Raw genomic sequence first — 12,568 nt, 5'->3', positions numbered from 1 at the left:
GGGGCTCCCTTGGCCGGGTGTTGGTTTGGTGATGGTGAGCGGGGGGTGGCGTGGTGACGATGGTCGGCTCGTCCGCTGCCTGGCAGCTCGTCCGGACGGTGCTCGGGCCGTCGGTTCAGCCGGACGGTTCGTCGGCGAGTTCTTCGAGCGCCCGCCAGATCTCCGCGGTGACCCGGGCCGCGGCTTCGGCATCGCGCCCCGCGCACGCCTCGATCAGCCGGTCGTGCAGCTCCGCCGAGCCGTGTGCCGAGCCGGCCGTGCCGAACTGCCGCCACTCCAGGCGCCTGATCAAGGGCGTGTAGCGCCCGACGGTGGCGGCCACGGCCCGGTTGCCGCAGGCGGTGACGAGGATGTCGTGGAGCCGGTCGTCGGCGCGCAGTGCGTCCGCCACGTCGCCGCGGCGGGTCGCATCGCGGAAGCGGTCGTTCGCCTCGCGCATCGCGGTGATGTCCGAATCCGTGAGGAGGGGTACGGCCGTCCTGGCGGCGAGTTCCTGCATGGCCCGTACGACCGCCGCCGCGTCCCGGACATCGCGCGGCACCAGCCGGGTCACCCGGGTGTAGCTCTGCGGCTTGGATTCGACAAGACCCTCGCCGGAGAGCCGGGACAGTGCGTCGCGGACCGGGGCCCGGGACAGTCCGAGCCGTTCGGCGAGGTCGGCGTCGCGGACGGGGGCACCGGGCGGGATGTCGCCGCGGACGATGGCGTCACGGATCGCCTCGTACGCGGTGTCCCGCAACAGGGTCCGTCGGACGGGGCGCAAGGTCTCCATGAACTGACATGTTAGATGTCTGTGGTCTCGCGCTCAAGGGTCCGGCCCGCAGTGTCCGCATCCGGCGGGCCGTCCCGTCCGCATCATGGGGCGCGGCGAAAGCGAACTCGGATGAGGCTTCGCACTCCCGGCCGCATAAGCTCATCCTGGGCAACGGGACAGACCGTTGCCCCGTTGTTTGCCCGGCAAGCTGAGGAAGAAGTGTGAGCAGGGTGTTTTCGCAGGTCAGCCGGACGACCAGGAGTGCGAGGTAGGCGCAAGGTGCACATCGTCATCATGGGCTGCGGGCGAGTAGGAGCCGCTCTCGCGCAGACCCTGGAGCAGCAGGGGCACACGGTCGCCGTCATCGACCAGGACCCCACGGCGTTCCGGCGCCTCGGGTCCGGATTCGGTGGGCGGCGCGTCACCGGTGTCGGCTTCGACCAGGACACCCTCCGTGAGGCGGGGATCGAGGAGGCCGGTGCGTTCGCCGCGGTGAGCAGCGGCGACAACTCGAACATCATCGCCGCCCGGGTGGCCCGCGAGATGTTCGGCATCGAGAATGTCGCGGCGCGGATCTACGACCCCCGGCGCGCCGAGGTCTACCAGCGCCTCGGTATCCCCACGGTCGCCACCGTGCGCTGGACCGCGGACCAGATGCTGCGGCGGCTGCTGCCCTCGGGCGCCGAGCCGCTGTGGCGGGATCCGAGCGGCGGTGTGCAGCTCGCGGAGGTGCACACCACACCGTCCTGGATCGGCCACAAGATCAGCACGCTGCAGGAGGAGACGGGCGTCCGCGTGGCCTTCCTCACCCGGTTGGGCGAAGCCATTCTGCCCACCTCGCAGACGGTGCTGCAGGAGGGCGACCTGGTCCACGTGATGATGCGTACGGACGAGATCGCAAAGGTCGAGGCGGCCTTCGCCGAGGGTCCCGAGGAGGGCGGTCACTGATGCGTGTCGCGATTGCCGGGGCCGGTGCGGTGGGCCGTTCCATCGCGGGCGAGCTGCTGGAGAACGGGCACGAGGTGCTGCTCGTCGACAAGGCGCCGACGGCCATTTCGGTGGAGCGGGTACCGATGGCCGAGTGGCTGCTGGCGGACGCCTGCGAGATCACCTCACTCGACGAGGCGGCGCTTCAACGCTGCAACGTCGTGATCGCCGCGACCGGCGACGACAAGGTGAATCTGGTCGTCTCGCTGCTCGCCAAGACGGAGTACGGCGTGCCGAGGGTCGTCGCCCGGGTCAACAACCCGAAGAACGAGTGGCTGTTCAACGAGGCCTGGGGCGTCGATGTGGCGGTCTCCACGCCGCGTCTGATGTCGGCCCTGGTCGAGGAGGCGGTGAGCGTCGGCGATCTGGTCCGGCTGCTGCGCTTCAGCCATGGCGACGCCAACCTGGTCGAGCTGACGCTGCCCCCGGAGTCGGCGCTGGCCGGCACCCAGGTCGGCGATGTGGCCTGGCCCGAGGACACCTCGCTGGTCACCATCATCCGCGGGCAGCGCGTTCTGACGCCGAGCACCGAGGAGACGCTGGAGGCCGGTGACGAACTGCTGTTCGTGGCCGCACAGGCACGCGAGGAGCAGTTGGAGGACCTGCTGTCGGTGCGCCGGGGCGACTCGGAGGACTGACCGACGCAGGGCAGACCGACGGAAGGGGCCCGGCACCGTTTTCGCACGGTGCCGGGCCCCTTCCGTCTGTCGTGGGCGGTTCAGAACTCCTGGTTGCGCGTCGCGGCGGCGGCCGCCTCCGCCTTGCGGTCCTTCTCGGCCTGCTCCTGCGCCTCCATCTCGGCGAAGACATCGATGGGCGGCGGCGCCTTGGCGAGGAAGACCCAGGTCAGATAGACCGCGAGCAGGAACGGCGGGATCTTCAGGGCGATCAGGACCCAGCCGAACTGGGTGGTGTCGGCCCACCAGTACAGCGGGAAGAGGATCGCGCACTTGGCGAGCAGGATCAGCCCCCAGGCGTAACTGGCCTTGGCGTACGCCTTCTTGCGGCCGGGGTTCCTGGTGCGCCAGGAGAGGTTCTCCTTGAACACCGGGCCCAGGATCAGACCGATCAGCGGCACCCCGGCGAGGGTGGTGATCAGGTAGGCGAGTGCCAGGCCGAGCGTGTAGAGCATGCCCGGCAGATAGAAGTCCTTGGCATTTCCGGTCATCATCGCGAAGACCACACCGAAGGCCACGCCGAAGACGCCACTGAAGGCGTGCTTGACGGTGTCCCTGCGGATCAGCCGTACGGCGACGAGGAGCAGGGACACCACCAGGGCCGCGATGGCCGAGAGGTGCAGATCCTTGTTGATCGTGAAGATCGTGACGAAGAGCAGCCCGGGAAGGACTGTCTCCACCATCCCCCGGACACCGCCGAACGCCTCGAAGAGCGCGGCCTCGGTGACCGCCTTCGCGTCGGCCTCCTGGTCGGTGCGGGTCGTGCGGTCCTTGTCGGACGTCGGCTTGTCGAGAGACGTCACCGGCTACTCCTTGCCGAGCGGTCGGAGTTCGTATTTGGGGTTGAACAGCACCCGGCGTCCATGACTCATGGCGATCCGGCCCGAGGCGATGAGCTTGCGGCCCGGTTCTATGCCCGCGATGGAGCGCCGGCCCAGCCAGACCACGTCCAGCGGCGCGGTGCCGTCGAAGAGCTCCGCCTCCAGGGCGGGCACTCCGGCGCGCGGCCGCAGGGTGACGGTCCGCAACGTACCAGTCACCTTGACGATCTGGCGGTCGGTGCATTCGGAGATCCGCGTGCACCCCGACGCCTGCGAGTCCTCCTGCAGCTCCTCGGACTCCAGGTCCTCCTGGGAGCTGGACAGCCGGTCGAGCATCCGCCGGAAGCGGCCGGACGGCTTCACAGCCTTGCCGGGCTTCTCGAATCGAGGAACAGCACTCATACCCGAAGGGTACCGGTCTCCCGTGCTCCGGGCGGGAGTCCCGGGTCTCACTCGAACGGGATACCCGCAAGGGCTACGGGAGAGGACCCGGCGACCCGTTCAGCCGCGCTCGAAGCGGTAGCCCATCCCCGGCTCGGTGACGAAGTGCCGGGGGTGCGAGGGGTCGGCCTCCAGCTTGCGCCTGAGCTGCGCCATGTAGACCCGCAGGTAGTTGGTCTCGGTGCCGTACGAGGGCCCCCAGACCTCCTGGAGCAGCTGCTTCTGGCTGACCAGTCGGCCGCTGTTGCGGACCAGGACCTCCAGCAGGTGCCATTCGGTGGGGGTGAGCCGTACGTCGCGTCCTTCGCGGTGGACCTTCTTCGCCGCCAGGTCGACGGTGAACCCCTCGGTCTCGACGACCACGACGTCGTCGGAGCCGTGCTGGCCGACGGGTTCGGCGCGGCGGACGGAGGCGCGCAGCCGGGCCAGCAGCTCGTCCATGCCGAACGGCTTGGTGACGTAGTCGTCGGCTCCGGCGTCCAGGGCCTCGACCTTCTCGTCGGAGGTGTGGCGGGCGGAGAGCACCAGGATCGGTACCCGGGTCCAGCCGCGCAGCCCCTTGATCACCTCGACGCCGTCCATGTCCGGCAGCCCGAGGTCGAGGACGACGACATCGGGGTGGCGGGCGGCGGCGAGCTGGAGCGCGGTCGCGCCGTCGGGCGCGGCGTCCACCTCGTACTTGCGCGCCTTCAGGTTGATCACGAGGGCGCGTACGATCTGCGGCTCGTCGTCGACCACAAGCACCCGGGTCATGGGGGCCCTGCCTTTCTGCTGTACGGCGATCTCCTGGGACATTGCGGAGATCATGAGGTGACCTGCGAGGTCATGAGGTGACCTGCGCGGGCAGGTCGGGGCTGACAGGAACGTATCCCGATGCCGCTTTGAGGGTCAGCACCATGGTGAGGCCGCCGCCGGGGGTGTCCTCGGCGTCCAGCGTGCCGCCCATGGACTCCACGAAGCCGCGGGCGACGGCGAGGCCCAGTCCGACGCCTGCGCCGCGCGGGGCGTCGCCGTAGCGCTGGAAGGGCTCGAAGATGCGCTCCTTGGCGTCGTCGGGGACGCCGGGGCCGCGGTCGGCCACCCGTAGCTCGACGCGTTCGCCGAGCGCGCTGGCGGCCACCGTGACGCGTTCTGCGCCGGAGCTGTACTTGACGGCGTTCTCGACGATGTTGGCGACGGCCCTTTCCAGCAGCCCGGGGTCGACATCGACCATCGGCAGGGTCTCGGGGATGTCCAGGTCCACGCTGCCCTCGGGGACGCCGCCGAGCGCCATCGGGACCACCTCGTCGAGGTCGATCTCGCGGATCAGCGGGGTGACGGTGCCGGTCTGCAGCCTGGACATGTCGAGGAGGTTGCCCACGAGGTGGTCGAGGCGGTCGGCACCGTTCTCGATGCCCTCCAGGAGTTCGGCCTCGTCCTCGTCGGACCAGGCGACGTCGTCGGAGCGCAGAGAGCTGACAGCGGCCTTGATGGCGGCGAGCGGGGTACGCAGATCGTGGCTGACGGCGGCGAGGAGGGCCGTCCTGATCCGGTTTCCCTCGGCGAGCCGCCGGGCCTCCTCCGCCTCGCCGACCAGGCGCTGGCGGTCCAGTACGACGGCGGCCTGGGCGGCGAACGCGCCGAGCACCCGGCGGTCCTCGGCCGGCAGCACCCGGCCGGAGAGCGCGAGTGCCATGTGGTCGCCGACGGGCATGTCCACATCCGCGTCCTCCGGCCGGGCCACCGGGCTCGGCCCGACGCTCCCGGCGCACGTCCACGGCTCGACGTCGCTCTGCCGCTCCAGCAGGGCGACGGACTCCATGCCGAAGGTCTCGCGGACCCGGTCCAGAAGGGCGTCCAGGGTGGTCTCGCCGCGCAGCACACTGCCGGCGAGGAAGGAGAGGATCTCCGACTCGGCGCGCAGCCTGGCCGCCTGATGGGTGCGGCGGGCCGCCAGATCGACGACCGAGGCGACCGAGACCGCCACCGCGAAGAAGATCACGATGGCGACGAAGTTCTCCGGGTCCTGCACGGTCAGGGTGTGGGTGGGCGGGGTGAACCAGTAGTTCAGCAGCAGCGAGCCGGCGGCGGCCGACGCCAGTGCGGGCAGCAGCCCGCCGAGCAGGGCCGCGGCGACGGTCAGGAAGAGGAAGAGCAGGACGTCGTTGGCGAGTCCGGGGCCGTTGTCCAGGCGGGTCAGGAGCAGCGTGAGAAGGGCCGGGCCGCCGACACCGACCAGCCAGCCCCAGATGATCCGGACCCGGCCCAGCCGGGCGCCGCGGGCGATGGGCAGCCCCCGCCCCTTGGCGACCTCTTCGTGGGTGACGATGTGGACATCGAGGTCGGGCCCGGACTCGCGGGCGACAGTGGCGCCCACGCCCGGTCCGTAGATGTACTGCCAGGCCTTGCGTCGGCTGGAGCCGAGGACGATCTGCGTGGCGTTCACCCCACGGGCGAATTCGAGGAGGGCCGACGGTATGTCGTCGCCGATGACATGGTGGAACGTGCCCCCGAGGTCCTCCACGAGGGTGCGCTGGACGGCGAGTTCCTTGGGCGAGGCGGAGGTCAGTCCGTCGCTGCGGGCGATGTAGACGGCAAGGATCTCGCTGCCGGAGCCCTTGGCCGCCATCCGGGACGCGCGGCGGATGAGCGTACGGCCCTCGGGACCGCCGGTGAGCCCGACGACGATGCGTTCGCGGGCCTGCCAGGTGGTGCGGATGTTGTGCTCGCCGCGGTACTGCTGAAGGTATTCGTCGACCCGGTCGGCGACCCAGAGCAGGGCCAGCTCGCGCAGGGCGGTCAGGTTGCCGGGGCGGAAGTAGTTCGACAGGGACGCGTCGATCCGGTCCGGCTTGTAGATGTTGCCGTGGGCCATCCGGCGGCGCAGCGCCTGGGGCGACATGTCGACGAGTTCGAGCTGGTCGGCCCTGCGGACGACCTCGTCGGGGACGGTCTCGCGCTGCCGCACACCAGTTATGGCCTCGACGACGTCGCCGAGTGATTCCAGGTGCTGGATGTTGACGGTGGAGATCACGTCTATGCCGGCCTGGAGGAGCTCTTCGACATCCTGCCAGCGCTTGGCGTTGCGGGAGCCCGGCACATTGGTGTGCGCCAGTTCGTCCACCAGGGCGACGGCCGGGGCGCGCTCCAGGACCGCGTCGACGTCCATCTCGGTGAAGACGGCGGAGCGGTACTCGATCTCACGTCGCCGGATCTGCTCCAGGCCGTGCAGCATGACCTCGGTGCGCGGGCGATCGTGGTGCTCCACGAAGGCGACGACACAGTCGGTGCCCCGTTCCACACGGCGGTGGGCCTCGGAGAGCATCGCGTACGTCTTGCCGACGCCGGGTGCCGCACCCAGGTAGATCCGAAGTTTGCCGCGCGCCATGGCCCCATTGTCTTCTCTGAACCGGCTGCCGCCGATGCGGCAGCCGGTTCGAAGCTACCCCGAGGATTCTCGACAAATGGGACGGGGGGTGGGGTGAGGGACCGAATTGACAGGATTCTGACGCCTCGGACGGACCCGGCCCCCGCCCCGCCCCACTACTCGTGTTCGACGATGTGCCCGTCGCTCAGCTCCAGCACCCGGTCCGCCAGCCCCAGCAGCTGCGCGTCATGCGTCGCCACCAGCGCTGTGACGCCTTCACTGCGCACCACCGCCCGCAGCAGCTCCATCACCGCGAGTCCGGTCTCCGCGTCGAGCTGCCCCGTCGGCTCGTCCGCGATCAGCAGCGCGGGGCGGTTGGCCAGCGCGCGGGCGATCGCGACGCGCTGCTGCTGGCCGCCGGAGAGTTCGCCGGGGCGCTGAGCGGCATGGTCGGCGAGGCCGACCATGGAGAGCAGCAGCGCCACCCGGTCCTCGCGCTCGCGCGGGTCCGCCTTGCGCAGCCGCATGGGTACGCCGACGTTCTCCGCGGCGGTCAGGATCGGGATCAGGCCGAACGACTGGAAGATGAAGCCGATCCGGTCCCGGCGCAGCTCCAGGAGCCCGTTCTCGCCGAGTCCGGCGAGGTCCGTGCCGCCGACGGTGATCCGGCCGCCGTCGGGGCTGTCGAGGCCACCGACGAGGTTGAGCAGCGTCGTCTTGCCTGAGCCCGAGCGTCCCTTGAGTGCGACGAGCTCGCCGCGCGGCACCTCGAAGGACACCCCGCGCAGCGCGTGCACGGCCGCGGCGCCGGTGCCGTACGAGCGGCGCAGGTCCTCGACCCGGACCATGGGCCCGCGGGCCGGGCCCTCGGCGACCGCCACGCCGCTCTGCGTGCCGGTGCTCGTCCGGCCGGTGTTGTCGGTCATGTCTCTCCCCCGTGCATGCCTCTCCCCCGTATCTGCTTCGGTCCCGTCGGCCGCCAGTATGTGCATCGGACGCAGGGCTGGGCAATGGCCTGAGGCCGGTGGTCAGGCGTACGGCCAGACGCCGATGTGGTCGCACTCGGCGGTGAGGCGCACCCGGTGGCGTAGCCCGTACCGTCACAGACAGTCGTCGGGCAGCTGCAACCGCCCCACCCGGTCGAGTACGGCGAATTCCTCCGCGCCGCCGTCGGGGCCGCCGTCGCGCAAGATCTCCGTGGAGGTCCGGCCGTCGCGGATGCGTACCGTACGCCGCACCTGCCCGGAGACCATCGGGTCGCGGGTGACGACCAGGACAGTCGCGCCGAGTTCGTCGTCGGCGCGGCACAGAGCGGCGAAGGCATCCTCGCCACCAACGGTGTCGAGTTCACCGGCCGGCTCGTCGGCGAGCAGGACCCGGGGGCTGTTGGCGGTGGCCACGGCGACGGCGACGCGCTGCTGTTCGCCGCCGCTCACGGGGCAGCCGCTGTACATGGCCGCCGGTGCCCGGTGCGTCGCCCAGGTGTGCTGCGGCACACCGGCGAAGACATCGTCCATCGCGACACGTACGGCCTTGTCGGTACGGACGTACGCCGCAACCTTCCCGGCACCGTGACGGCCCGCGACCTGGACGTCGGCTCCGGAGTCCGCGGCGAGCCGTCGCTGCACCCCGCCCTCGGCCGCGCGCTCGGTGAGCGCGGCCGGCGCCGCCGGCACGGTGGCCGCGAGCAGCACCGCGAGTCCGGCCGCGCAGAGCACCGGACCGTGGCGCCTGCTGCGGCGCAGCAGTGCAGGCGTCCGCCTTCGCCGGGCATGAATTTGACGGACAGTCAATTCATGGCGCCGAGCGGCGCGGACGATTTCTTTGTCGGAGCACAACGGCTTCCCGACAACTTCCTGACACCGGACGGCCAGCCTTGCCAAGGTCCACCGGGGCGAGTGCCCCGTCCTTGAAAGGGTGCGCATGACGTTACGAAGGAGCCTTCCCGGGCTGGCCGCCGGAGCCCTCGGGATATCCCTGACCCTGTCCGCGGTCCCCGCCGCAACCGCAACCGCCCCCGCGAAAGCGCAGGGCCCCACCGCCCCCACCGTCTCCGAGCAGCAGGTGATGCCCCACCTGAGCGCCCTGCAGCACATCGCCGACCGCAACGGCGGCAACCGAGCGCACGGCACGAAGGGGTACGCGGACTCGGTGGCGTATGTGAAGAGCGCCCTGGACCGGGCGGGCTTCCGCACAAGACTGGTGCCCTTCACCCATGACGGCGCCGTCGGCCACAACCTGATCGCCGACTGGCCGGGCGGCGATCTCGACCATGTGCTGCTGACCGGCGCACACCTCGACAGCGTCGAGGAGGGCCCTGGAATCAACGACAACGGCTCGGGCTCTGCCGCGGTCCTGGCCACCGCTCTTCAGGTGGCCAAGTCCCGTCTGAAGCCCGAGCGGCACCTTCGGTTCGCGTGGTGGGGCGCGGAGGAGCCGGGCCTGATCGGCTCGGCGGACTACGTCAAGAAACTCCCCGGGGCCGACCGCCGCAGGATCGACGTCTATCTCAACTTCGATCAGGCGGGCAGCAGGAACACCCGGCAGTGGCTCGTGATCCACGACGACGAGCACGGCGAGACCGAGGCCCAGCAGGCGTTCGAGGCGTGGTTCGCCGAGCGGGACATCCCCACGTTCGACATCGGCGTCGGCGGTTCGGACCACGAGTCGTTCGCAGACGCCGGCATCCCGTCGTCCGGCTTCAGCACCGGTATCTCGGACTGCATCCACGAGGCGTGCGACAACCTCTCCAATGTGGACCCGAAGACCGAGACAACCAGCACCGACGCCCTCATCGGTGTGCTGTGGAAGCTCGCCGCCACCGTGCCCCGGCGCTGACCCCCATCCTCAGGAGCGAGACATGCGCAGACTGCTGAACCCGCGCCGCAGAGCCGCCACCGCCCTCGTGGCCGCTGTGGTGAGCGGCATCGTACTGGCCACCGTCCCCGCCTCCGCCGCCGTCGGCGGCCCGGGTATCGGTGACCCGTACTTCCCCGACGACGGCAACTCCGGCTACGACGTGTCCCACTACGACGTACGTATCGCCTACGACCCGGCGCGCACCGACCACCTGGACGGCGACACCACCGTCACCGCCCGCGCCCTGGCCGACCTCGACCGCTTCAGCCTGGACCTCAAGGGCTTCACCGTGGCATCGGTCACGGTGAACGGCACCCCGGTGAAGGCGTTCTCCCGGTCCGGTGCCCATGAGCTGGTCATCACCCCGGCCGGCCCGGTCGTGAAGGGCACGGCGTTCGCGGTCCGGGTGAAGTACGCCGGCAAGCCCGACGCCGAGGGCTGGCACACGCTGAAGAACGGTGGCGCGAGCGTGACCGGCGAACCGCACGCGGCGACCTCCTGGTACCCCGCCAACGACCATCCGTCCGACAAGGCCACCTTCGCGCTCACCGCGACCGTGCCCGACGGCTGGACGGTCGTCGGCAACGGTCTGCCCGGCCCGGCCACGGTCAAGAACGGCAGGAAGACATTCCGCTGGTTCGAGGACAGGCCGCTGGCGACATACGTCAGCACGGTCGCCATCGACAAGTTCACCGTCCACCGGGGAAGGACGGCCGCCGGAACGCCCGTCATCACGGCGTACAGCCCGGACGCCGTCATCGACCCGGACGCGGAGGCCGAGCAGACGGAGATCCTGGACTTCCTGACCGCGAAGTTCGGCCCGTACCCGTTCTCCTCGGCGGGCGCCATCGTCGTCGGCGCCACGAAGGAACCCAGCAACGGCCCCATCGCCCTTGAGACACAGAGCCGCCCCACGTACGGCGGAATGCTCTTCGACGCCTCGATGGTCCACGAGAACACCCACCAGTGGTTCGGCGACAGCGTGTCGTTCAAGGACTGGCGGGACGGCTGCATCGCGGAGTGCTTCGCCCAGTACGCCGGGCAGTTGTGGGAGGAGCACAAGGGCGCCGATCTCGACAAGGACTACTACCGGTCCGAGGTCGATGAGTACAGGGACGACCCGTCGTTCTGGTCCACCAGGCTCTACGACCCGGGCCGGGGAAAGGAGTTGGACTCCGCGCTGTATTTCAAGGGTTCCCTGATGCTGCACGCCCTGCGGCGCACAGTGGGTGATGATGCGTTCTTCGGGACGCTCAGGACCTGGACCCGCGACCACGCGTACGGCAATGCCTCGTTCCGGCAGTTCGAGGCACTGGCGGCGAAGGTCTCGGGCAAGGACCTCAAGGGGTTCTTCGGGGCGTGGGTCGACGGCACGGTCATCCCACCGGAGAAGTACCTCTGTCCCGGCAGCCTGGGCACGCCGGCCGGTTGAGCAGGCGTACCACGGGGGCCGCTCCTCCGTCCGTCAACGCCCTGAGGCCGGCCATGGCGGCCGGCCTCAGGGCTCCCTCAAGTCCTCAAGACCTCAAGACCCGTTCACGAGCTCCTTGAGTGCGATGTTGAGCTGGAGGACGTTGACCCTCGGTTCTCCCACGAAGCCGAGGATCCGGCCGTCGGTGTGCTGCTCGACGAGTTTCTCGACCTGGGTGATGTCGAGGTGGTTGCGCTCGGCGACGCGGCGTACCTGGAGCTGTGCGTAGTTGGGGGAGATGGCGGGGTCGAGGCCGGAGCCCGAGGAGGTGACGGCGTCGGCCGGCACGTCGTCGGGGTTGACGGGGTGGCCGGGGACGGAGTTGTCCTTGACGACGGCGGCTTTGGCGGCGGTGACCCAGTCGATGAGTTCCTTGTTGTCGCCGGAGCGGTTGGTCGCGCCGGAGAGGATCAGTTTGTACTGGGTGTTGACGCTGTTGGTGCCCAAACCGTTGGAGGGGCGGGGCTGGAACCACTTGAGGTCCGGGGCCGCGGTTTCCTGTCCCTTCTTCAGCGGCAGGTCGTAGCGCTGGCCGATGAGTTCGGAGCCGACGACCTTGCCGTTGGAGGTGATCTCGGAGCCGTTGGCCTTGTCGGGGAAGATGCCCTGGGCGATACCGGTGACGGCGAGCGGGTAGATGACGCCGCACACGAGGGTGAGGACGAGCAGGGCGCGCAGCCCGGCCCAGAGCAGCCGGGCGGTGTTTCCTACGGAGTTGTTCATGGCAGGTCAGCCGATTCCGGGGATGAGGGAGATGATCAGGTCGATGATCTTGATGCCGATGAACGGGGCGATCAGGCCGCCCAGTCCGTAGATCCCGAGGTTGCGCCGGAGCATCGAGTCGGCGCTGCTGGGCCGGTAGCGCACGCCCTTGAGGGCGAGCGGTACGAGCGCGATGATGATCAGCGCGTTGAACACGACCGCGGACAGGATCGCGGACTGGGGCGAGGACAGCTGCATGATGTTGAGCTTGTCCAGGCTGGGGTAGGCCACCGCGAACATTGCCGGGATGATCGCGAAGTACTTCGCGACGTCGTTGGCGATCGAGAAGGTGGTCAGGGCTCCGCGGGTGATGAGGAGCTGCTTGCCGATCTCGACGATCTCGATCAGCTTGGTGGGGTTGGAGTCCAGGTCCACCATGTTCCCGGCCTCCTTGGCGGCCGAGGTACCGGTGTTCATGGCCACGCCGACGTCCGCCTGGGCGAGCGCGGG

General features: G+C 69.8%; 11 protein-coding genes and 2 pseudogenes. 4 read left to right on the top strand and 9 right to left on the bottom strand.

The annotated features are described in order from the left end of the window. Nucleotides 1–115: 115 nt before the first annotated feature. Entirely contained in the window at nt 116–772 is a 657-nt protein-coding gene (locus ACFVYE_RS41220; protein ID WP_389608661.1) for a GntR family transcriptional regulator, read from the bottom strand. Nucleotides 773–1,033: 261 nt separating this feature from the next. Between ACFVYE_RS41220 and ACFVYE_RS41215 the strand changes: the two genes are divergently transcribed. Beyond that, nucleotides 1,034–1,702 (top strand): TrkA family potassium uptake protein, encoded by a 669-nt coding sequence (locus ACFVYE_RS41215; RefSeq protein WP_072485889.1) that lies wholly within the window; start codon nt 1,034–1,036, stop codon nt 1,700–1,702. Beyond that, entirely contained in the window at nt 1,702–2,379 is a 678-nt protein-coding gene (locus ACFVYE_RS41210; RefSeq protein WP_093898971.1) for a TrkA family potassium uptake protein, read from the top strand. The genes ACFVYE_RS41215 and ACFVYE_RS41210 overlap by 1 nt, the downstream gene beginning before the upstream one ends. Nucleotides 2,380–2,459: 80 nt before the next feature. On the opposite strand, the gene ACFVYE_RS41205 is transcribed toward ACFVYE_RS41210, so the two are convergent. From ACFVYE_RS41205 to ACFVYE_RS41180, 6 genes and pseudogenes are all read right to left on the bottom strand, one after another. Continuing rightward, nucleotides 2,460–3,221, bottom strand: coding sequence for a DUF3159 domain-containing protein (locus ACFVYE_RS41205; RefSeq protein ID WP_383965482.1), 762 nt, complete (start codon nt 3,219–3,221; stop codon nt 2,460–2,462). A gap of 3 nt (nt 3,222–3,224) precedes the next feature. Continuing rightward, nucleotides 3,225–3,641 carry an OB-fold nucleic acid binding domain-containing protein gene (locus tag ACFVYE_RS41200; RefSeq protein WP_093898969.1) on the bottom strand — a complete coding sequence of 139 codons (417 nt, stop codon included), beginning with the start codon at nt 3,639–3,641 and terminating at the stop codon, nt 3,225–3,227. A gap of 99 nt (nt 3,642–3,740) precedes the next feature. Next, on the bottom strand, nt 3,741–4,433 hold the full coding sequence (locus tag ACFVYE_RS41195) for a response regulator (protein ID WP_093899049.1): 693 nt from the start codon (nt 4,431–4,433) through the stop codon (nt 3,741–3,743). A gap of 70 nt (nt 4,434–4,503) precedes the next feature. Beyond that, nucleotides 4,504–7,047, bottom strand: coding sequence for an ATP-binding protein (locus ACFVYE_RS41190; RefSeq protein WP_383965479.1), 2,544 nt, complete (start codon nt 7,045–7,047; stop codon nt 4,504–4,506). A gap of 155 nt (nt 7,048–7,202) precedes the next feature. Next, nucleotides 7,203–7,952: an ABC transporter ATP-binding protein gene (locus ACFVYE_RS41185; protein ID WP_389608660.1), complete on the bottom strand. Its 750-nt coding sequence runs from the start codon at nt 7,950–7,952 to the stop codon at nt 7,203–7,205. A 102-nt stretch (nt 7,953–8,054) separates the two neighbouring features. Then, nucleotides 8,055–8,543, bottom strand: a pseudogene (locus ACFVYE_RS41180) (ATP-binding cassette domain-containing protein). Nucleotides 8,544–8,949: 406 nt separating this feature from the next. On the opposite strand from ACFVYE_RS41180, the gene ACFVYE_RS41175 reads away from it, so the two are divergent. After that, on the top strand, nt 8,950–9,864 hold the full coding sequence (locus ACFVYE_RS41175; RefSeq protein ID WP_383965473.1) for a M28 family peptidase: 915 nt from the start codon (nt 8,950–8,952) through the stop codon (nt 9,862–9,864). Nucleotides 9,865–9,886: 22 nt separating this feature from the next. Continuing rightward, on the top strand, nt 9,887–11,317 hold the full coding sequence (locus ACFVYE_RS41170; RefSeq protein WP_383965470.1) for a M1 family metallopeptidase: 1,431 nt from the start codon (nt 9,887–9,889) through the stop codon (nt 11,315–11,317). 93 nt (nt 11,318–11,410) lie between these two features. Here the strand turns inward: ACFVYE_RS41170 and ACFVYE_RS41165 are convergent, their stop codons facing one another. Both ACFVYE_RS41165 and ACFVYE_RS41160 read right to left on the bottom strand, forming a co-directional pair. Continuing rightward, entirely contained in the window at nt 11,411–12,079 is a 669-nt protein-coding gene (locus ACFVYE_RS41165; RefSeq protein ID WP_383965467.1) for a potassium-transporting ATPase subunit C, read from the bottom strand. Between the two features lie 6 nt (nt 12,080–12,085). Continuing rightward, nucleotides 12,086–12,568, bottom strand: a pseudogene (locus ACFVYE_RS41160) (potassium-transporting ATPase subunit B); the annotation flags it as partial.

Source organism: Streptomyces sp. NPDC058239, assembly GCF_042882185.1.
Classification (GTDB): domain Bacteria; phylum Actinomycetota; class Actinomycetes; order Streptomycetales; family Streptomycetaceae; genus Streptomyces.
The sequence above is the reverse complement of the archived record's forward strand: the minus strand, read 5'-3'. Positions and strand labels throughout refer to the sequence as shown.

What these genes read in the sequence shown, in the direction of transcription:
- ACFVYE_RS41195 (WP_093899049.1), bottom strand. Translation starts at nt 4,433, where the DNA reads ATGACCCGGGTGCTTGTGGTCGACGACGAGCCGCAGATCGTACGCGCC.
- ACFVYE_RS41190 (WP_383965479.1), bottom strand. Translation starts at nt 7,047, where the DNA reads ATGGCGCGCGGCAAACTTCGGATCTACCTGGGTGCGGCACCCGGCGTC.
- ACFVYE_RS41185 (WP_389608660.1), bottom strand. Translation starts at nt 7,952, where the DNA reads ATGACCGACAACACCGGCCGGACGAGCACCGGCACGCAGAGCGGCGTG.
- ACFVYE_RS41200 (WP_093898969.1), bottom strand. Translation starts at nt 3,641, where the DNA reads ATGAGTGCTGTTCCTCGATTCGAGAAGCCCGGCAAGGCTGTGAAGCCG.
- ACFVYE_RS41170 (WP_383965470.1), top strand. Translation starts at nt 9,887, where the DNA reads ATGCGCAGACTGCTGAACCCGCGCCGCAGAGCCGCCACCGCCCTCGTG.
- ACFVYE_RS41210 (WP_093898971.1), top strand. Translation starts at nt 1,702, where the DNA reads ATGCGTGTCGCGATTGCCGGGGCCGGTGCGGTGGGCCGTTCCATCGCG.
- ACFVYE_RS41165 (WP_383965467.1), bottom strand. Translation starts at nt 12,079, where the DNA reads ATGAACAACTCCGTAGGAAACACCGCCCGGCTGCTCTGGGCCGGGCTG.
- ACFVYE_RS41175 (WP_383965473.1), top strand. Translation starts at nt 8,950, where the DNA reads ATGACGTTACGAAGGAGCCTTCCCGGGCTGGCCGCCGGAGCCCTCGGG.
- ACFVYE_RS41220 (WP_389608661.1), bottom strand. Translation starts at nt 772, where the DNA reads ATGGAGACCTTGCGCCCCGTCCGACGGACCCTGTTGCGGGACACCGCG.